The sequence below is a fragment of the Rhizobacter sp. SG703 genome (genome assembly GCF_012275445.1).
Lineage (GTDB): Bacteria > Pseudomonadota > Gammaproteobacteria > Burkholderiales > Burkholderiaceae_C > Rhizobacter.
Genome location: NZ_JAAZQK010000009.1, coordinates 170152 through 190392 on the forward strand (window position 1 = coordinate 170152; position 20241 = coordinate 190392).

General features: G+C 68.2%; 17 protein-coding genes and 1 other RNA gene. 7 read left to right on the forward strand and 11 right to left on the reverse strand.

The features are described 5' to 3' along the window. Window positions 1–55: 55 nt before the first annotated feature. On the forward strand, window positions 56–982 hold the full coding sequence (locus tag FHT26_RS20130; RefSeq protein ID WP_168561882.1) for an alpha/beta fold hydrolase: 927 nt from the start codon (window positions 56–58) through the stop codon (window positions 980–982). Between the two features lie 169 nt (window positions 983–1151). Further along, a complete protein-coding gene (locus FHT26_RS20135) occupies window positions 1152–4382 on the forward strand; it encodes a glycoside hydrolase family 3 N-terminal domain-containing protein (RefSeq protein ID WP_168561883.1) in 3231 nt (1076 codons plus the stop codon). An 11-nt stretch (window positions 4383–4393) separates the two neighbouring features. On the opposite strand, the gene FHT26_RS20140 is transcribed toward FHT26_RS20135, so the two are convergent. From FHT26_RS20140 to FHT26_RS20160, 5 genes are all read right to left on the reverse strand, one after another. Continuing rightward, on the reverse strand, window positions 4394–6280 hold the full coding sequence (locus FHT26_RS20140) for a GMC family oxidoreductase (protein ID WP_168561884.1): 1887 nt from the start codon (window positions 6278–6280) through the stop codon (window positions 4394–4396). Continuing rightward, complete coding sequence (locus FHT26_RS20145; RefSeq protein WP_168561885.1) at window positions 6277–6771, reverse strand: sorbitol dehydrogenase; 495 nt, start codon at window positions 6769–6771, stop codon at window positions 6277–6279. The genes FHT26_RS20140 and FHT26_RS20145 overlap by 4 nt, the downstream gene beginning before the upstream one ends. Continuing rightward, a complete protein-coding gene (locus FHT26_RS20150; RefSeq protein WP_168561886.1) occupies window positions 6768–8168 on the reverse strand; it encodes a hypothetical protein in 1401 nt (466 codons plus the stop codon). The genes FHT26_RS20145 and FHT26_RS20150 overlap by 4 nt, the downstream gene beginning before the upstream one ends. Window positions 8169–8182: 14 nt before the next feature. Continuing rightward, entirely contained in the window at window positions 8183–9598 is a 1416-nt protein-coding gene (locus FHT26_RS20155; RefSeq protein WP_168561887.1) for a hypothetical protein, read from the reverse strand. Between the two features lie 198 nt (window positions 9599–9796). After that, window positions 9797–10198 (reverse strand): 4-oxalocrotonate tautomerase, encoded by a 402-nt coding sequence (locus tag FHT26_RS20160; RefSeq protein WP_168561888.1) that lies wholly within the window; start codon window positions 10196–10198, stop codon window positions 9797–9799. Window positions 10199–10341: 143 nt separating this feature from the next. Here FHT26_RS20160 and FHT26_RS20165 point away from each other — a divergent pair, with 143 nt between their 5' ends. Beyond that, complete coding sequence (locus FHT26_RS20165) at window positions 10342–10920, forward strand: TetR/AcrR family transcriptional regulator (RefSeq protein ID WP_168561889.1); 579 nt, start codon at window positions 10342–10344, stop codon at window positions 10918–10920. Between the two features lie 212 nt (window positions 10921–11132). Here the strand turns inward: FHT26_RS20165 and FHT26_RS30090 are convergent, their stop codons facing one another. From FHT26_RS30090 to FHT26_RS29565, 3 genes are read right to left on the reverse strand one after another with little or no spacing between them, the layout of a single operon-like run. Then, window positions 11133–11315, reverse strand: coding sequence for a hypothetical protein (locus tag FHT26_RS30090; RefSeq protein ID WP_246868015.1), 183 nt, complete (start codon window positions 11313–11315; stop codon window positions 11133–11135). A gap of 9 nt (window positions 11316–11324) precedes the next feature. After that, window positions 11325–12692 carry a chromate efflux transporter gene (gene chrA, locus FHT26_RS20175; RefSeq protein WP_210427500.1) on the reverse strand — a complete coding sequence of 456 codons (1368 nt, stop codon included), beginning with the start codon at window positions 12690–12692 and terminating at the stop codon, window positions 11325–11327. Then, entirely contained in the window at window positions 12682–13632 is a 951-nt protein-coding gene (locus FHT26_RS29565) for a chromate resistance protein ChrB domain-containing protein (RefSeq protein WP_210427501.1), read from the reverse strand. The genes chrA and FHT26_RS29565 overlap by 11 nt, the downstream gene beginning before the upstream one ends. Before the next feature lie 87 nt (window positions 13633–13719). On the opposite strand from FHT26_RS29565, the gene FHT26_RS20180 reads away from it, so the two are divergent. Next, on the forward strand, window positions 13720–14775 hold the full coding sequence (locus tag FHT26_RS20180) for a DMT family transporter (protein ID WP_168561891.1): 1056 nt from the start codon (window positions 13720–13722) through the stop codon (window positions 14773–14775). Between the two features lie 54 nt (window positions 14776–14829). On the opposite strand, the gene FHT26_RS20185 is transcribed toward FHT26_RS20180, so the two are convergent. The 3 genes from FHT26_RS20185 to FHT26_RS20195 form a co-directional block, all read right to left on the reverse strand. Beyond that, entirely contained in the window at window positions 14830–15951 is a 1122-nt protein-coding gene (locus FHT26_RS20185) for a cyclic nucleotide-binding domain-containing protein (RefSeq protein ID WP_168561892.1), read from the reverse strand. Between the two features lie 119 nt (window positions 15952–16070). Next, an RNA gene (gene ffs / locus FHT26_RS20190) (signal recognition particle sRNA small type) lies at window positions 16071–16168 on the reverse strand. A 33-nt stretch (window positions 16169–16201) separates the two neighbouring features. Beyond that, window positions 16202–17323, reverse strand: a complete 1122-nt coding sequence (locus tag FHT26_RS20195; RefSeq protein WP_168561893.1) for an AIR synthase-related protein — start codon at window positions 17321–17323, stop codon at window positions 16202–16204. Window positions 17324–17406: 83 nt separating this feature from the next. Here FHT26_RS20195 and dnaX point away from each other — a divergent pair, with 83 nt between their 5' ends. From dnaX to recR, 3 genes are read left to right on the forward strand one after another with little or no spacing between them, the layout of a single operon-like run. Further along, window positions 17407–19296 carry a DNA polymerase III subunit gamma/tau gene (gene dnaX / locus FHT26_RS20200; RefSeq protein WP_168561894.1) on the forward strand — a complete coding sequence of 630 codons (1890 nt, stop codon included), beginning with the start codon at window positions 17407–17409 and terminating at the stop codon, window positions 19294–19296. A gap of 19 nt (window positions 19297–19315) precedes the next feature. Next, window positions 19316–19642, forward strand: a complete 327-nt coding sequence (locus tag FHT26_RS20205) for a YbaB/EbfC family nucleoid-associated protein (protein ID WP_168561895.1) — start codon at window positions 19316–19318, stop codon at window positions 19640–19642. A 3-nt stretch (window positions 19643–19645) separates the two neighbouring features. Further along, on the forward strand, window positions 19646–20233 hold the full coding sequence (gene recR / locus FHT26_RS20210; RefSeq protein ID WP_168561896.1) for a recombination mediator RecR: 588 nt from the start codon (window positions 19646–19648) through the stop codon (window positions 20231–20233). The last annotated feature ends 8 nt before the right edge of the window (window positions 20234–20241 follow it).

Consider the following 20241-nt stretch of genomic DNA (forward strand, 5'->3'; position numbering starts at 1 on the left):
GCCGGTTTCAAGACACTGGCGACAGCTGTTCCTCATTCACCCCACGGAGATCACCATGCGAACCTTGCTTTCCCTTGCCCTGGCATCCCTCACGCTGATGGCCGCGCCGGTCTCGGCGTCGGCCCAGGCGGCCCTCACGTTCCCGGCCACGTTCTCGACCCGCGATGTCACGACCAACGGCGCCACCATCCACGTCCGCTCCGGCGGCAAGGGCCCTGCGGTCGTGCTGCTGCACGGCTACGGCGAGACCGGCGACATGTGGGCGCCGCTCGCGGCCGACCTGGCGCGCGATCACACGGTGGTCGTCCCCGACCTGCGCGGGCTCGGCCTGTCGTCGAAGCCGGCGAGCGGCTTCGACAAGAAGACCCAGGCCGGCGACGTGAGCGGCGTGCTCGATGCGCTGGGCGTGCAGCAGGCCGACGTGGTCGCGCACGACATCGGCAACATGGTCGCCTTCCAGTTCGCGGCACAGCACCCGGAGCGTGTCCGCCGACTGGTGTTGATCGACGCACCGGTGCCCGGTGTCGGCCCGTGGGAGGACATCCTGAAGAACCCGCTGCTGTGGCACTTCCGCTTCGGCGGGCCGGACATGGAACGCCTGGTGGCCGGCCGCGAGCGCATCTACCTCGACCGCTTCTGGAACGAGTTCTCGGCCACGCCCGCGCGCTTCAGCGAAACCGCCCGCCAGCACTACGCGCAGCTCTACGCCCGCCCGGGTGCGATGCATTCCGGCTTTGCGCAGTTCGCCGCGTTCGACCAGGACGCGGTCGACAACCGCGCGTTCCTCGCGACGGGCGCCCGCCTGAAGATGCCGCTGCTGGCACTCGGCGGCGAGAAATCCTTCGGGCCGATGATGGCGACCGTGATGCGCGCCGCTGCCGACGATGTCACCGAAGGCATCGTTCCCGGCTCGGGCCACTGGATCATGGAAGAGAACCCGGCGGCCACCGGCAAGCTGGTGCGCGACTTCATCAGCCGTTGAACGCCGGTCGCCGCTGCCGGCACGCAGGTCCCAGGCAACCTGCGTGCCCGCCGCAGTGAGTAGTTAACCTAGTGAAATATTTCGACAAGATCTCCTAGAGTCCGCGCAGCATCGGAGTGGAAACGGTTCCATACGCTGCGCCATAACGACGACTCAAGGAGACGACAGGATGAAACGGTGGCTCACGCTGGGGCTGGCGGCGCTCGCGCTCGGCCTGAACGGTTGCGGTGGTGGCGATGACGACGATCCGGCGACGCCACCGTCGCCGCCTGTCGACAACAAGCCGCTGGAGGACTGGCCCGCCGTGAAGAGCGCGATTCCGCAGGAGGCCTCGCAAGAGGCGCAGATCCAGGGCCTGGTGGCCGGCATGACGCTGGCGCAGAAGGTCGGCCAGATGACGCAGCCCGACATCCGCAGCATCACGCCCGAGCAGGTGAAGCAGTACTACATCGGCTCGGTGTTGAACGGCGGCGGCGCTTGGCCGGGCAACGACAAGAACGCGAGCGTCGCCGACTGGCTGGCGCTGGCCGATGCCTACTGGCAGGCGTCGATGGACACCGACATGGCGGTGAAGATCCCGGTGATCTGGGGTACCGACGCCGTGCACGGCCACGGCAACGTCCATGGCGCCACGCTGTTCCCGCACAACATCGGCCTCGGTGCCGCGAACGACCCCGAGCTGATCGAGCGCATCGGCGCGGCGGTGGCGATGCAGGTGCACTCGACCGGCATCGACTGGACCTTCGCGCCGACGCTGGCGGTGGTGCGCGACGACCGCTGGGGCCGCACCTACGAAGGCTTCTCCGAAGATCCGGAGATCGTCAGCAGCTACGGCGGCCGCTACACCACCGGCCTGCAGGGGCGTTTTGCGGCATCGGGCCGGCCCACCGTGGTGGCCACCGCGAAGCACTTCATGGGCGATGGCGGCACCGACCAGGGCAAGGACCAGGGCGAGACCAAGGCCACGCTGCAGGAGATGATGAACATCCACGGCGCGGGCTACTACACCGCGCTGGCGGCGGGTGCACAGACGGTCATGGCGTCGTTCAACAGCTGGACTTTCCAGGGCAGCACGAAGGACGGCGTCGCGCTGGACTTCGCGAACGTCAAGATGCACGGCAACAAGTACCTGCTGACCGACGTGCTGAAGACCAAGATGGGCTTCGACGGGCTGGTGGTGTCCGACTGGAACGGCATCGGCCAGGTGAAGTACACCGATTCGACCGGTGCGCTCAAGGCCTGCACCAACGCGTCGTGCCCGCCGGCCATCAATGCCGGCATCGACCTGGTGATGGTGCCGGACGACTGGCAGGCCTTCATCGCCAACACCATCGCGTCGGTCACCGCGGGCGAAATCCCGATGGCGCGCATCGACGACGCGGTGACGCGCATCCTGCGCGTGAAGCTGCGCTCCGGGCTGCTGAAGCTCGAAGGCGGCGCGGCGGTGTCGACGAAGCCGTCGCTGCGCGCCGGTGCCGGCGACCCGGCGGCGTTGCAACACCGCGAACTGGCGCGCGAGGCGGTCCGCAAATCGCTGGTGCTGCTGAAGAACGATGGCGGCGTGCTGCCGCTGCAGCGCGGCGAGAAGCTGCTGGTGGTCGGCCGCAGCGCCGACAGCATGTCGAACCAGACGGGCGGCTGGTCGCTGACCTGGCAGGGCACGTCGAACACGAACGCCGATTTCCCGAACGGCGACACCGTGCTGGCGGGCATTCGCGAGGCGGCGGGCGAGGGCAACGTCACGTACTCCGTCGATGCCGCCACGGTGAACGTCGCCGACTACAAGGCGGTGATCGCGGTGATCGGCGAGACGCCGTATGCCGAAGGCGCCGGCGACATCGGCAAGACCGGCACGCTGGAGCATGCCAGGCGCTATCCGGCCGACCTGGCGGTGCTCGATGCGGTGAAGGGCAAGGGCGTGCCGGTGGTGACGGTGCTGATGAGCGGCCGGCCGCTGTGGGTCAACAAGGAACTGAACCGCAGCGATGCGTTCGTCGCTGCCTGGCTGCCGGGCACCGAAGGCAAGGGCGTGGCCGACGTGCTGTTTCGCAAGGCCGATGGTTCGGTGAACTTCGACTTCCAGGGACGCTTGTCGTTCTCGTGGCCGAAGAGCGCTTGCCAGGCGGTATTGAACCGCGGCGATGCGAGCTATGACCCGCTGTTTGCGTACGGCCATGGCCTGGGCTATGCAGCCGCCGGCACACCGCTGGGCAACACGCTGGACGAGACCACGCCGACGCTCGGCTGCGGCCAGAGCGCCAACACCGGCCCGGCGGCGACCGAGCCGCTGGAGGTGTTCAACCTCGTCGAGAACCCGAGCTTCCCGCTGTTCATCGGCTCGTCGCCGAACTGGATGATCCCGGTCGGCGCCGACCTGAACGCGACCGTGGTGACGCAGGACGGCACGCTGACGCTGCAGACGGCGCAGGTCAACGTGCAGCAGGACGGCAAGAAGCTGACCTGGACCGGCCTCGGGGAGTTCAAGGCGATCGCGTCGGACCCGGCCAGCACCAGCGTGCGCAACCCGCAGGACCTGGAGAGCTACGTGCACCCGGACGCGAAGGCCGTGCTGGCGTTCGACATCGTGGTCGAACAGGCACCGCAGGGCAGCGTGAAGATCCGCATCGATTGCGGCTACCCGTGCCGCGGCGAGCTCGACGGCACCGCGGTGCTGGCGGCGCTGCCGCTGGGGACCAAGGCCACGGTGAAGATCCCGCTGTCGTGCTTTGCGGATGCCGGTGCGGATTTCTCGGCAATCGACACCGCGTTCCTGGTGCAGACCGACAAGCCGTTCAGCGCGAGCTTTGCGAACATCCGCTGGCTGGTGAATGCGAGCGGCGATGCCGACACGCACGCCTGCGCCGAGCTGGCACCGCCGCCGCCGCCGACCATCGAGCCGCTGCCGGGCCCGAGTGCGACGCTGCTGGGCACGGACGGGCTGCGCGACGGCCTGGCGACCGGCCTGTACACGTCGACGCCGACGCACGTGGTGGCGAGCGTGGCGAACGGCGAGGCCGACCTGCAGTTCGCGGCCGACGGCGGCAACGGCACGTTCTACTTCACCGGCAGCGGGCTGAACCTGAGCGGGTATGCCGGCGGTACGCTGCAGTTCGAGCTGGCGGTGAGCAGCTGGGGCAGCAACACCAAGGGGTTGGCGATCAAGATGGAGAGCCCGGGCGACGGCTGCCGCAACGTCGACTACGTGATTCCCGACGCGATGAAGCCGCCGGCCGATGGGGCCTTCCACGCGATCACGCTGAACGTCGCCGACGTGGTCGCGGTGAAGAACGCACCGTGCTTCACGCTGGACAACATCACCGTGCCGTTCGGGATCTTCCCGGTGTGGGACGACCAGCAGGGCGTGAGCTTCAAGGTGAGGAACGTGCAGCTGGCGCAGTGAGCGTTGCCGCCTCAGGCCGCCAGGTCGTCGATCAAGGCCTGGGCGGTGCGCAATGCCACCGCGGCGATGGTGAGCGTCGGGTTGGCGGTCGCCACCGTCGGGAACGAGCCGCTGCCGACCAGGAACAGGTTCTGGTGGTCCCAGGACCGCTGGTCGGCATTCACCACCGAGCTGGCCGCATCGCGGCCCATGCGGTGCGTGCCCACGATGTGCCCGGCGCCGTAGTACTTCAGCCGGGTCGGCGTGCCGTCGATGTCGACCTCGAAGGCCGCCGGATCGTTCGCCTCGGGCTCCTGCGTGTACTGCGTGGCGCCCATCATGTCGAAGATCGCATCGGCGGTCTTCTTGGCCGCCGCGAAGCCGGCGCGGGTGTACGGCGAGAGGTCGTAGCGGATCTGCGGCCGCGGCAGGCCCAGGTGGTCGACCTGGGTCGTCGACAACTCGACGCAGTTGCCGGCATCGGGCGATTGTTCGACCAGGAAGCCGAGCCGGAACTGACGCGACAGGTTCCGGTTGAGCGCGTTGACCAGGTCGCTGCCCCACAGCGCCGACAGCGACGGATTGAGCTGGCTCAGGTTCATGCCGTTCACGAAGTCCACCGTCGTGGTCCACGGGTCGCCGGCCGAGAAGTTCCAGCCCTCGTTGCCGATCTCGATGCGGAAGGCCGCGCGCTGCGCGCGGAAGTCGCCGTCGCGCAGGCTCTCGATGCCCGAGGTGGCCAGCGGTCCGCGGTAGCCGTACACCGGGTTCGGCGCCAGGGCCCAGGCCAGGTAGAGCGGGTGGTCCATCAGGTACTTGCCGAGCAGGCCGTTCTTGTTGGCCACGCCGTTCGCCGTCTCGCCGTTGTTCTTCGACATCAGGCACAGCCGCGGCGTCTCGACCGCATGCGCGGCCAGCACGTAGCGCTTGCCGGTGCAGGTGCCCTGGCCGGTGGCCGGCCCGTTGATGTCGTCGTAGCGCAGGTACTTGATGCCGCTGACCCGGCCGTCGTCGCCGACCAGGATCTCGCTGGCCACGGTCTGCGCCATCAGCGTGACCTGGCCGGTGTTCAGCGCCGCGTTGAGCGTGATGCTCGGGTCGTACTTGGCCTGGATCGGGCAGATCGGAATGCAGTTGGTGTTGCCGGCGCAGACCCTGCGGCCCTGGAAGGGCTGCGAGTTGCGGCCGGCCGGCGTCTCGGTCACCACCAGCGGCAGGCCGTCGATGCGTTGGCCGCTCACCGCCTCGGTCACCGCCTGGTCGACCAGCGAGGCCGGGATCGGCTTCATCGGGTACTGGTAGGTGGGCGGGAAACTGATGCCCAGGTAGGCCTGCGTGGCCTTGTCGGCCGAGACGCCGATCTCGAACTCGGCCTTCTCGTACCAGGGTTCGAGGTCGGCGTAGCTCAGCGGCCAGTCGGCGAAATTGTTCTGGTTGCCTTGCGGGTCCGGCTTCAGGCCATAGGCGCTGGCCATCCGGAAATCGTTCGGCACGTTGCGCAGGCTGGTGCCCAGCCAATGGCGCATGGTGCCGCCGGCGATGCGTTCGTAGGTGCTGCTGAAGGGCAGCGGGCCTTGCTGGTCCATGTAGGCCATCGCCGGGTTCTGCCACGCGCCCTGGCTCAGCATCATCGTGGTCGGGCGGCCGGCGTTCAGCGTGCCCGGGTTCGTCAGCGTGCCGCTGCCGGGCGGCGTGAAGACCTCGGGCGTGTACGGCGACTCCGGCACCTTGGCCACCGTGGTGTAGAAGCGCTGCATGAACTCGTTGTTGTTGGGCGGGAGGCCGGCGCCGGCCTCCAGCATCAGCACCTTCTTGCCGGCCAGGCCGAGCTGCTTGGCGATCATCGCGCCGCTGACGCCGGCGCCGACGATGACGACGTCGTACTCCGCCGGGGTGGGGATGGGGGTGCCGGTGCTCATTGTTCGCCTCCGATGAAATCGTCGAGGGTCGGCGGCTGGTTCGCCCAGTAGCCGAACTGCAGGTCGCTGTAGCCCATCGGGTGCGCCTGCGCCAGGTTCCAGGCCCAGCCTTGCGTGTAGGCCTCGGCCGAGATCACCACGCTGTCGGGCGGTTGCCCGGCGGCGTTGGCCTTCTGCAGGTCGCCGGGTGCGTACCAGCTGCCCAGCAGCCACATCAGCATCACGCTGCGTGCGAGCAGGCGGACCGCCGGATCCGATTGCGTGAGGATGAGGTCGGCGATGGTGGCCGGCGGTTGCTGAGCGTTCGCCGCATAGACGGCCAGCAGCTGGTTGAAGGTGTCGGGCTGCTCCCGCTGCACGTAGTCGAAGTAGGCCTGCTTGATGTCCTTCGGGTCGAGCGGCGGCGCCAGTGCCGACGCGGCGATGCCGGTGAGCAGGGCGGACAGGTCGACGAAGGTTTGCAGCGGTGTGCTGCTCGCTGTGGTGTTCATTGGGCGCGCTCCAGCACGAAGGTGAAGTCCGACGGCCGACCGGTGGTGTCGGTGGCGTTGTTGTGGCAGGCCATGCAGCTCGACGAGGCCTGCGGCACGGTGCCCTGCGTGTAGGTCTCGAGCGTGGTGTTGGCCAGGAAGGTCGGCGCGGGCACGCCGGTGGGGTCGGTCTTGCTCTTGGCGTTGGTCGGCCACTGCGTGCTCACCAGCTCGTAGTTCTGCCACACCGTGCCGCGCAGGATCGCCTGGAAGCTGCTGTTCAGCGCCACGGTGGGGGCGGTGAGCGGCGTGACGCGGGTGACCTGGCTGGTGAAGCCGTTCGGGAAGGGCTGCAGGTTGGGGTTCCACGGGCGCGGCGGCGGCTGGTTGACCGCGCACGACTTGCAGGACGGGTCGTGGAAGTTGTAGTGCGCCTTCAGCGTGCCGGCCTTCACCTGCGCACTGGTGGGCACGTTGTCCACCTGCTCGAAGGTGGACCAGTTCCACTGCGGCTCGTTCACGTTCTTGTGCGCGGCGTGCCAGCCCACCAGCCCGAGCGACACCTTGCGGCAGCTCTCCGCGACCTTCGGGTTCTGCGACGGCGGGTTGTAGGCCAGCGCGTCGACGGTGTGGAAGCGGCCCGGGTCGTCGCCCGGCCCCATCACCTTCCACGCGGCCTTGACCATCACGGCGCCCATCGTGCCGGTGCTGCCGCCGGTGACGTTGCCGGCCGGGAATGCCACCGGGCCGTTGAAGGCCTGCTGCCCCTGCTTGCTGTACAGCCGGTTCTGCACGATGAACTGGAACATCGGCTCGTTCACGAGGATCTCGTAGCGCACGTAGTTGCCGTTGAGGTCGATCAGCGGGCCGCTGTCGAACGGCTGGTTCACCTCGCTGGTCACCTCGGCCGGCACGGTGCCGCCCTTGTTCAGCTCGGCGCGCCGCACGACGCGCAGCGAGGCCGCACCGGGGATGAGCCTGCAGGCCTCGGGCGTGACGCGCGGCGCGTTCCACCCGCCCGGTGCCGCGCCGCCCGGCAGCATCACGTCGGAGACCTCGCGCCAGGCCTGCCACTGCGTGGGCGCGTTGCTGCCCGGCAGCGGCGCGGCGCCTTCGCGCGGGGCGTTCAGCCCGACGAAGGTGAGCCACGAGAACATGTCGAACCCGTGCTGCAGGTTGACGATGTCGTCGAACGGCGGCACGAGTTGCGGTGCGCACGGCGTGCCCGAGGTGAGCAGCGCGGGCGCGATCGCCACGTCGGGCGGGGTGATGTTGCAGGTGGCGATCACCGGGTCGATCGGCGGCGGTGCGGCGGCGTCGCCGCGCAGCGAAGGCGGGGTGGCCGGCGAGGAGCAGCTCGCGAGCATCGCCATCGACAGCAGCAGGGGCAGGGCGGCCGGCGTGAAGCGGGTGCACATGGGGCGTCTCCCTGTCACTTGGTGGGCAGCGGGTTGATCGGGAACAGGTGGCTGGTGCCGGTGCTGGTGGTCGACGAATGGCAGCCGAAGCAGCCCATCGACGCCGACTTGTTCGGGATCACCACCTGGTGATAGGTCTCCATCGTGGTGTTGGCCAGCAGCAGCGAGCCGCGCAGTGCCGGCGAGGTCGGGCCGGAGGGGATCGAGCCGTCGCTGGTCCACACCGCGCCCACCTGCGTGTAGTTGCCGCGCACGTCGCCCACCAGGCCGAGCATCACGTCGATGTCGAGGTTCAGCGAGATCAGCTGGCTGTTGTTGCCGGCCGAGGCCGCGGTGGGCGCATTGCCCCACGGGTTGACGCGGTAGACGTTGTTCTGGCGGATCGAGTTGCCGTTGGTCGCGACGACGTTGCCGGTGGCCGGATCGATCGTCATCTGCGGCACCAGCGCGCCGCTCTGCGACCCGCCGCTGGCCATGAAGGACCAGGTGCCGGTCGAGTTGTACGGCACCTGCACCGTGCTGCCGAAGAGAGTGTTGAAGTAGAACGAATTGTCCGGCGCGTTGTTGCGGTGCTCGAAGGTGGCCCAGACCATCTCGGGGTGGCCCTGCACCGCGCCGACGATGTGGATGCCGACCAGCGCCAGCGTCTTCGCGACCGTGGGCGACTGCTTGTTGATCGTCCACAGCGTGCTGCTCGTCTTCACGTAGTTGGGCACGGTGGCGTCGATGGTGACGTAGTCGGCCGCGTTGGGCACGGTGGCGGCATCGACCCAGGCGGTCTTCAGTTCCAGCCCGAGGGCGTTGGCATCGGGCAGCGATGTGCCCTGGCTCGATGCGTAGCTCACCACCGAGGCGAGCCCGGCTTGCGTGTTGGGGAAGGGCGCGGTCGCGGGAATCGCCTTGTTCGACACCGCGGTGTTGAACCAGGCGTAGACGTCGTTCGCGTGCACGCCGAAGTAGACCAGCGAGCCGTTCATCGACAGCACGGTGTCGCCGCCGCCGGCCTGGCCGCCGGGCTGGATGCTTTGCGGCTTGGTGCCGCGCACCGCGAAGCTGTGGCGCACGACGCCTGCCGCGTTGGGAATGTAGTGACCGCCCGAGTTGTCGAAGTTGATGTCGAAGAAGGTGGGTGACTCCAGCACGATGCCGCCGGCGGCCGGCGACGAGATCCACAGGAACATCTGGTGCGCCCACTTGTAGAAGTCGCAGGTGGTGTTCTGCTGCGGGAAGGCGACGCTGTTGGCGAAGGTGACGAGCCCGCCCTTGGCGATGCTGCCGGAGGCGAACCAGTGGCTCAGCTCCTTCGGCGAGAGCGAGCAGGCGCCGTTGGGGTATTGCAGGTTGGCCGGGAAGGCACGGACCTGGGCCTGGGCGGGGGCCAGCGTGAATGCCGCGATGGCGGCGGCGAGCAGTCGGTGGGTGATTCGCATGGGGGCTCCCTGGTGGTGGGTGCCGCCCTTGGCGGTACTGCTGGCTGTTGGGCTGGCGTGATGGGGATCAGACCAGCGAAGGGAGCTTGGGGGAATCAGCGCTGGGCTGATTTGCGATGGGTGAAAAGCCTAGGGATTCGCTGCCGCCCTGTGCCGTTGCCCCGTGCCCGCCCCGTGGAGACTGGCCGTCTTGCCGCGTCAGCCGACGAGCTGTGCGTTGGTCAGCGCGACGCCGCCGATTCCCCAGGCGCCGTCCACGGCGTGAACCACGTTGACCCAGATGCGCTCCCTGGGGTGACGCCCGCCGGACATCGAATGAATGATGTCGGTTGCCTCTTCGATGTACCCCGACTGAATCTCGCGGCTGTTGAATGCGAACGCCGGGACTTTCCATTCGACAAATGCGACGGAGGCCTCCTTCGATCCGGAGAACGTGTACTCCTGCGGCACGACGTTGATCGAACCAACGATGTTCGGCGTGACGGCCGTGTTTCCCGTCAATCCGTGCCACTTGATCATGGCGTCCGAAAGCCGGGCGAATGCCAGTCGTTCTTGGCCCTTTGGCAGAACGCCTTCGGTGAGGGTGAGGGTGAGAGGCATGGATGCTCCAAGGTGGATGGATTTGGCGGCGCATTGCACAGGTCCGCCAACCGACCGTCGAGTAACGACCGTGATTTGAACTCTACATAACGATCGTTCTTTGGTCAACTACAATCCGGTCTGCGCAATCGACGGGAATCTCGATGTCAAGGTCCGAACAGAAGGCGCAGACGCGCCAGCGCATCCTTGAGGGCGCCGGCCGCGCGTTTCGCAAAGGGGGGTACGCCGGCACCGGCGTGGATGGCCTGGCCAAGGAGGCTGGTGTCACGTCGGGCGCCTTCTACGTGCACTTCGATTCGAAGGGCGCTGCCTTCCGCGAATCGCTCAAGCATGGCATGGACGAACTGCGCGGCGGAATCCTCTACTTCCAGGCGGAGCATGGACGCCGCTGGTGGCCGGAGTTCGTGAGGTTCTACCTGAGCGTGAAGCGCCGCTGCGATTTGTCGGAGGGATGCACGCTGCAGTCGATGCCCACCGAAGTGGCACGTTCCGATCCAGAGTCGCGAACGGCCTTCGAGGTGGCATTGCGCGAAGTTGCAGAAGCCGTTGTCGACGGGCCAGCGTCGCCGCGTGCACCGAAGGACGTCGATGCGGCGTGCGCGGCCCTGGCTTCACTGGTCGGTGCCGTCACCCTCGCTCGGGCAGTCGGAAGCTCGACCTTCGCCGACCAGATTGCAGCTGCCACCGAGCTGGCATTGCTGGGGCCCGTTCGGTCAACGTAGGCTCCGCTGAGACAGCAGACATGCAGTCGCAACCGCTGAGCAGGCAATGCGCAGGCTTCTATGCGATCGATCTCGGGGCGCTCACGGGCGGCCCGCTTCGCGATGCCGTCTCCTTGGGTCGAAGCTCCCTTCCCGACGCGCGGCTGGAATGCGAGCAACACCCAGCCGGAATCCCCACCCTGGGCCTTGCCCGTCGCCACGAACTCTTCGCGTCAGCGAGCGACGCTCCCGAAGTTCGCGTCGAGCGCCAGGGCCATCGCCGGCGTCATCGCGTTGCCGTCGCCGCCGAGGCAGCCGAAGTACAACTCGCGCAGCAGCATCGAGTTGGCTGCGGCGAGTTCCTCGCGCTGAGGCCGTTGACCTGGCAACGGCTGCTCTTGAATTCGTGAATCCATGTTGATTCCTCAGACGGTGGCGAAGATGGCGGCATGCGCCAGGCGGCAGGCCAGGCCGGCGATGCCTGAACCCAGCACGACCGGAATGACGTCCAGCTTGAAGCGGAACAGCGCCACTGCCGCAGCGAGGCCGATGAGTGCCGAAGGCCACTCGAAGGGCCCGGCAAGTCCGTGGGGCCACAGCACGTGGTACGCGAAGAACACCGCCAGGTTCACGATGACGCCGACGACGGCGGCGGTGATGCCGGTCAACGGCGCCGTGAACTTCAGGTTGCCGTGTGTCGACTCGATGAACGGCGCCCCCAGCAGGATGAAGAAGAACGACGGCAAGAAGGTGAAGAAGGTCACCACGACCGCAGCCACCGCTCCCGAAAGCAGCAGCGAGTCGCCGCCGAAGATGGCACCGGTCCAGCCGCCGACAAAGCCGACGAAGGACACCACCATGATGAGCGGCCCGGGGGTCGTCTCGCCCAGCGCCAACCCGTCGATCATCTGCGTCGGCGTGAGCCAGTGGAAGGTGTCGACCGCGCCCTGGTAGACATACGGCAGCACCGCGTACGCACCCCCGAACGTCAGCAGTGCTGCCTTGGTGAAGAACCAGGCCATCTGCGTGAGCACCGCGTCCCACCCATAGGCAACGGTGAGGGCGCCGATCGCCGCGGCCCACAGTGCCACGAAGCCGACCAGCACTTTGCGAAACCGCGCCCAGGTGAACAGCGCGTGCTGGGGCGTGGGCGTGTCGTCGTCGATGAGCGCCGGGCCGAACCCCTCGGCGGCCTTGCCATGGCCACCGCCGACCTTGAACTTGTCGGGCGCGTACCTGCCGCCGACGTAGCCGACGAGACCCGCGGCCAGGACGATGACCGGAAACGGAACCCTCGCGGCAAAGATCGCAATGAACGCTGCCGCCGCGATGCCCCACAGCCAGCGATTCTTCAGCGCACGCAATCCCACCCGGTACGCGGCATGGACGACCAGCGCCGTGACGGCAGGCTTGATGCCATAGAAGAGGCCAGCGATGACCGGCACGTTGCCGAAGGCCATGTAGACCCACGACAGCGCGATGAGAATGAACAGGGACGGCAACACGAAGAGGCCGCCCGCCACGATGCCGCCCGCGGTGCGGTGCATCAACCATCCGAGGTAGGTCGCCAGCTGCTGCGCTTCGGGGCCGGGCAACAGCATGCAGTAGTTCAGCGCGTGGAGGAATCGGCTTTCCGATATCCAACGCCGTCGCTCGACGAGTTCCTCGTGCATCAGGGCGATCTGTCCGGCGGGCCCGCCGAAACTGATGAGGCCCAGCTTGAACCAGTAGGAGAAGGCCTCGGCGCGAGTCGGTGGCTCGGGCGCCTGCAGCGTGGTGGCTTCAGCGGTCATGGGGCTCCTGCATTGCTGCATGAAGGGAGTCGAACAGCGGAATCGCTGCGGCCAGCAGCGCGTCGTCGGTGTCGTGCGTGGCCTGCAGGCCCCTGACGAGCATCTCGACGCCCGCGGCCTCATCGACGGCGGTGCCGCCGATGTCGATGCAGTGGACGAGCCCGGCGAAGCGCCGAACGGCTGGATCTGCCATCAGCCCGAAACTCTCGGCGACCACCTCGAAGGTCACTTTGTCGCCCACGTGGGTGAATGTCGCACCGTCGAAGTCGTACCCGAGGGCGGTCTTCGGGCACTTCTTCGTGTTGGCCAGCCAGGTGAACGTGGGCGATCGGTCAATGAAGCGCTGCACGAGCCAGGCCGTCGCGAGGCGGTCGACCCATGGCCGCTTGCGGGTCGCCCAGGTGCGCCCCTGGTAGTCGGCGATGGAACGCGATGCAACAGCGGCCTGCGCCGACGCGGGTTCGTCGGGCGACAAGTGCAGTTCGACCTCGCGCCGCAGTGCAGTGAGGGCGTCGGTGGCCTTCTGGCTGCCGTTGCCGGCAAAGAAATCACCGGCCTGGATGGCCTGCAGCTGCTGTTCCAGCATCCGCAGGCCCCTGTGCAGCTCTGCCTCAGATGCCCTCTTGATGCTGCCGCGACCCTCCTTGATCGACTGGAGCAGCCCGGCGTAGAGGTCCGACCGGTCGAACAAGCCGCGGAACGCCTTGTCTTGTGCCTCGTCGCGGGCCGGCACCACCAGCATGTGGGCCTCGGCGCCTGCCCCGGAGATGGTCCGTTCCAGGTCCCACAGCGCCTGCGCGGTCGGCGCGTGTTCCGGAAGGATGTAGACGCCTTCGCGCAGCGTGCCGGCGCCCGTGGCCTTCAGCGCGCGCCAGACCCTGACGCGCAAAGCGCTGGGCTTGGTCGGAAGCGTCGCGGTCAGTATCAGCCAATTGATCATGAAGCAAATATCACACATGGCAATGATTGCTACAAGGGATATTTCGATGGACGTCCTGGCCCTCGCAGATGTGCTCCACTGATGCCCATGTCCATCCGCTCCGCTTTGCCCGCGCTGGCCGCAGCCCTGCTGTTCGGCGCCAGCACGCCGTTCGCCAAGGTCCTGGTCGGGGACATGCCGCCGTTGCTGCTGGCCGGACTTCTCTACCTGGGCAGCGGACTGGGGCTGGGCGTGCTCCTGCTTCTGCGGCGGGCCCGAGACGCTCATGCTGCGCAGGCGCTGCGCATCTCACGCGGGGATATGCCGTGGCTGCTGGGGGCCATCGTCTTCGGTGGCGTCGTGGGACCCACCCTGCTGATGTGGGGCCTGGGCCAGACCTCCGGCGCCACGGCGTCGCTGCTTCTGAACGTTGAAGGTGTCCTGACGGCCGTCATCGCCTGGATCGTGTTCAAGGAAAACGCCGATCGCCAGATCGTCATCGGCATGGTGGCCATCGTTGCTGGCGGTGTCTTGCTCTCATGGGCGCCGGGGGGCGGGATGCTTTCGCCTGGCGCTTTGCTCATCGTCGGCGCCTGCCTCAGCTGGGCCATCGACAACAACCTGACCCGGAAAGTGTCGACGAACGACGCGATGGTCGTGGCTTGCATCAAGGGCTTGCTAGCAGGCGCCTGCAATACCGGCCTGGCATGGGTGTCCGGGGCGACGCTGCCGGCGTGGTCGACGGTCGGCGCCAGCCTGGCGATCGGGATGCTGGGCTACGGCCTGAGTCTGACGCTGTTCGTCGTCGGACTCCGAACGCTCGGCACCGCGCGTACCGGGGCCTACTTCTCGGTAGCGCCACTGTTCGGCGTCGTCATTTCGCTGGTGCTGTGGCCGGAGCTCCCGTCCGCATCGTTCTGGGCAGCGTCAGCGCTGATGGCCGTCGGCGTCTGGCTGCATGTTCGAGAACGGCACGAGCACGAGCACACGCATGAGCCGCTCGAGCACGCGCATCCGCATCGACACGACGCGCATCACCAGCACGAGCATGACTTTCCGTGGGACGGGAGCGAGCCGCATGTGCACCCTCATCGGCATGGCGTTCTGTCGCACCGGCACGCGCACTTTCCTGACATCCACCACCGGCACGGGCATTCGCACTGAGCTCCGTGCGACGCCGGGAAGCAGCGATGCATCGGGGTTCGCACCGGACGGGGTTCACACCGAGTTGGCGGTACTGATGCGGGTGAGGACGGCCCTGCAGGCGTTCAGGTAGTGCAAGCTGGCGCGCAGGTTTGCGCCGATGCGCGCATGGTTGCTCCACATGATCCGACCGACGGGATCGAATCCGGCAACGGCCTGCGCCTGGCCCGTGCGCAGCGGGGCGGCCAGCGTCTCCACGTAGTCGGCGCGGGCACCCGCCGCGGCGGCGAGATCGGCCTCGGGCACGAAGCGCCTGAGGCGCCGTTCTGCGCGTGTCACGGCGGCTTGGGCGCTGGTCACACGGGCGGCGGTGATCCCGGCCTGCTTCGGGCTCCTGGCCGCGGCCTGTCGTCTGAGCGCCGTGGCGAGCATGCTGCGCTTGCGGTCGAGATCCTGCTGCAATCGGTCGACCTGCGTCTGTTCGTTCAGGGCGTCCGCATAGGCTTGCGTCTCGGCCTGGAAGAAGATGACCTGGTACCGCAGCACGGCCGACTCCTCAGGGGTCATGCCGATCAGCTCCGCGAAGGGACTGTCGGCCCTGGGCGTACCGTTCGCATTCATGTTCTGGTGGCCGCCATAGTGCTGGCTGAAATAGACCTGATGGGTCGTGGCGTTGACCACCAGCCGCGTGCCACCGCCGCCCTCCATGCCCATCTCGTAATAGACCTGCCCGCCGGGCAGGTTGCCCTCCTGGTTGTCGTGCGTCGGCGTGGCAGGGCGGATGTGCACGCTCGACGTCAGGTCGATCAATCGCGCCTTGAGTTCGGGGTGTACCGCGTTGGCATTCGCCAGGTCCAGTTGCTTGATCACGCGCGGATCGTGGTGGACGTTGATGACGGTGATCGCGGACAGGTTGGAGTAGCTCGACAGGGCGTAGTGGTCGGTTTCGAGTTCGTCGAGGAACGCTGCGTTGTCGTGCATCCAGGCGTGATAAGGCGCCACGCGCTGCGCCACGTCGTGGCGTTCGAGTTGCGCGGGGGGCTGCATCGCGCGACCGAACGAGGCCGCCATCGAGCGAAGCTGGGCCTGCATGCGCGGTGACCTGTCGATGAGCGCTTGCAGCCCCTGAGGGCGAGCGGTCGCCGCCGTCGGCGCTGCATCGGCCGCCGGCTTCAGTGTCTTTTCTGCACGCTGCATGCCGCGTTGTAGCGCGCCCGGCTTTGCACGGCACTCGGTAAATTGCTGATTCGTGGGGGCGGAAATGCTGAACCGGCCTCAATGACGCCATGAGGCATCAACAGGGAGGAGGTGGGACAGGTGACGAGCCTTACCCCCGGCACTGGTCGCGACAGTTAGGGCTGCTTCGTTCCCGACCTGACCCGGTTGGCCGTGCTTCCATGCGGGGAGGCCCGTCGCGGCGGATTGTAGGCGACGGGTGATGCCCTTCTCAGCGCAGCTGCAAAGAATCGTCGCCGAATTCGATGTTCAGCGGCTCGATCAGCAGCCGCTTCGGGCCGGCTTCCACCGCGCCCGCCACCATCGCCTTCACGCCTGCGGCCTCGGCCACCTCCACCGTGCGCTGCGCATCTTCCGCCTTCACGAAGATCGCAAAGCCCGCGCCCATGTTCAGCGTGCTGTAGGCCTCTTGATCGTCCTGCTTCGCATGCTGCTGGATGAACTTCAGCACCGGCGTCACCTCGGGCACGCTGTGGATGCGGTACGTGTGCGCCGCCGGGTGACGCAGCAGCTTGCGCCAGCCGTGGCCGGTGATGTTGGCGCAGTAGTGCGGCTGGATGCCGGCCTTGTACAGCGCCTCGGTCACCGGCGAATACAGCACCGTCGGCGCCAGCAGCGCCTCGCCGTAGCTCAGCCCCGGCGACACCTCGGTCAGGTAGCCCTTCGGCAGCCGCTCCACCAGCTTGCGCGCCAGGCTCAGCCCGTTCGCATGGATGCCGCTCGACGCCAGCAGCACGATCGCATCGCCCGGCGCCAGCTTGTCGCCCACCGACAGCCGCTCCTTCGGGTTGATCAGCCCGGTGCAGCTCGCCGCCAGGTCGATGCGGCCTTCGGCCACGATGCCGGCCAGCGCCGGCGTCTCGCCGCCGCCCCAGGCCACCTGGCAGGTGTCGCACGCGGCCTTCCAGCCGGCCACCAGCGCCTGCGCGCGCTGCGCGTCGGAAAACCAGTCGGAACCGCCGGCGGCCCAGTAGGCCTGCACCACCAGCGGCGTCGCGCCGACGGTGATCAGGTCGTTGATCGCCATCGCGATCGTGTCCTGCGCAATGCCGGCGTAGTAGCTCTTGCCGGTCAGTGCCTTCATCTCGTCGGCCACCAGCGCCTTCGAGCCCAGGCATTCGACGATCGATGCCAGATAGAACGGGCCGACGTCGACCACGTAGGCCGATTCGCCGCGCGAAGCCTCGACCTCGCTGAATCCGTGGGCTCCCAGGTGCGCGCCGGTCGCCTTTGCGGCGCGCTGGGCGGCCACCTTCAGCGGGTCGATCAGGTCGTAGTTGACGCCGGCCTGTTCGTAGCTGAGCGTGTCGGGGGATGCGGGGGTGGATTTCATCGGGGCGGGGGAGGTCGGTCGCGGGTCGGCAGCAAGCCGAAACCGCGATTATCGGATACCGCAGGCCCCCGTAGAATGCCCCGATGTCTTACCTCGTCCTGGCCCGCAAATACCGCCCGCGTGACTTCGAAGGCCTCGTCGGCCAGGAGCACGTCGTGCAGGCGCTGGCCAACGCGCTGACGCAGCAACGCCTGCACCACGCCTACCTGTTCACCGGCACGCGCGGTGTCGGCAAGACCACCGTCTCGCGCATCCTCGCGAAATCGCTCAACTGCACCGGCGCCGACGGGCAGGGCACCATCACCGCGCACCCCTGCGGCGTGTGCGATGCCTGCCGCGACATCGACAGCGGCCGCTTCGTCGACTACGTCGAGCTGGACGCAGCCTCCAACCGCGGCGTCGAAGAGATCTCGCAGCTGCTCGACCAGGCCGTCTACAAGCCGGTGGTCGGCCGCTTCAAGGTCTACATGATCGACGAAGTCCACATGCTGTCGAACACCGCGTTCAACGCGATGCTGAAGACGCTCGAGGAACCGCCCGACTACCTGAAGTTCGTCCTCGCGACGACCGATCCGCAGAAGGTGCCGCCGACCGTGCTGTCGCGCTGCCTGCAGTTCAACCTGCGGCCGATGGCGCCGCAGACGGTGCAGGAGCACCTCGCGACGGTGCTGAACGCCGAGCAGATCGAGGCCGAGCCCGGCGCGCTGCGCCTGCTGGCGCGCGCCGCCCGCGGCTCGATGCGCGATGCGCTGTCGCTCACCGACCAGGCCATCGCGTTCGGTGCCGGCGCGCTGCTCGAAGCCGGCGTGCGCCAGATGCTCGGCGCGGTCGATCGCAGCCATGCGGTGCGGCTGGTCGAGGCGCTGGCCGCCGGCGACGGCGCCGAGGTGGTCGCCACGGTCGACGGGCTGCGTTCGCTCGGCCTGTCGTGCAGCGGCACGCTCGAAGAGATCGCGACGCTGCTGCAGCAGATGGCGGTGCTGCAGGCGGTGCCGGGCGCCGCCGACGAGAGCGATCCCGACACGCCGGCCGTGCAGCGCCTGGCCGGGCTGCTGGCGCCCGACGAGACGCAGCTGCTGTACAGCATCGTGCTGCATGGCCGCGCCGAGCTGGGCCTGGCGCCCGACGAATACAGCGGCCTCGTGATGGTGCTGCTGCGCCTGCTGGCCTTCAAGCCGGGCGGCACGCCGGCCCCGCGCCGCGAAGCGCCGGCGATGGTCAGCGGCCGCAGCAGCGCGGCCGCGGTGCCGACGGCTGCTGCCGCGGCGCCTGTGCGGCGTCCGCCGCCGGTTGTTGCCGCGCCGCCCGCGCAGCCCGTGGCTGCACCGGCGGTCCCGTCTGCCGTTGCAAGGCCGCCTGCCGCGGCAGCGCCGGTGCAGGCACGCCCGGCAGCGCGTCCCGAGGTTCGAGACAGCGAGCCGCCGCCGTGGCTCGACGTGCCCTTCGACGACGAACCCGCCGGTTCGTCGGCCCCGATGCCCGAGCCCGACGACGAGCCGCGTGCGCGCAGCGCGCCGTCCGCGCCCGTTCCGGTGCCGATGGCCGCGTCGCCGGTACCGAGCTTCGACCGCACGCCGCTCGGCGACCGCTGGAACGACACCGTCGTGCAGATGGTGCAGGCCAACGCCATCGGCGCGCTGGTTCGCGAACTCGCGCTGCAAGGCCAGTGCATCGCGGTCGACGAGCAGGGCGCCGAGCAGGTCTGGCGCCTGCGCGTCGAGCGCGAGACGCTGCGCGCCGACGTGCAGCGCAACAAGCTGCAGGCCGCGTTGGCCACGCAGCTCGGCCGGCCGGTGCGCATCGAGGTCGAACCCGGCGTGCCGACCGATTCGCCGGCCCTGCGCGCCGCCGCCGAGCGCGCGCGCCGCCAGGCCGAGGCCGAACAGATCATCCACAACGACCCGCTGGTGCAGGCCCTGATGCAGCAGTTCAAGACGGCGCGCATCGTGCCCGGCTCGGTCAAACCCCACTGAAACACGAGGACCCCACACCATGATGAAGAACCAACTCGCCGGTCTGATGAAGCAGGCCCAGGCGATGCAGGACAACCTGAAGAAGGCGCAGGACGAGCTCGCGCACATCGAGGTCGAAGGCCAGTCCGGCGCCGGCCTGGTGAAGGTCACGATGACCTGCAAGCACGACGTGAAGCGCGTCGCGATCGACCCGAGCCTGCTGGCCGACGACAAGGACATGCTCGAAGACCTGGTCGCCGCCGCCTTCAACGACGGCATCCGCCGCGCCGAAGAGGTGTCGGCCGAGAAGATGGGCAAGCTGACCGCCGGCATGCCGCTGCCGCCGGGCATGAAGTTCCCGTTCTGACCCGTGGCCGAACCTGCACTCGACGGACTGATCGAAGCGCTGCGCCGGTTGCCCGGCGTCGGGCAGAAGTCCGCGCAGCGCATGGCCTTCCACCTGCTGCAGCACGACCGCGATGGCGCGGCGCGCATCGCGGCATCGCTGCAACGGGCGATGGCGAACGTGCGTCACTGCGAGCGCTGCCACACCTTCACCGAAGGCCCGATCTGCAGCACCTGCGCCGATGAGCGGCGCGACGCGCGGCTGCTGTGCGTGGTCGAGACGCCGGCCGACCAGGCGGCGCTCGAGCGCACCGGCAGCTACAAGGGGCTGTACTTCGTGCTGATGGGGCGGCTGAGCCCGCTCGACGGCGTCGGTGCGCGCGACATCGGCCTCGCGCAGTTGATCGAGCGCGCGGGCGATGGGTCGGTCGAGGAAGTGATCGTCGCGACCAACTTCACCGCCGAAGGCGAAGCCACCGCGCACGTGATCGGCGAGACGCTCAAGTCACGCGGATTGCGCGTGACGCGGCTGGCACGAGGCGTGCCGATCGGCAGCGAACTCGAATACGTCGACCTGGGCACGATCGCGCATGCGCTGAGCGATCGGCGATAAGGGCTGCG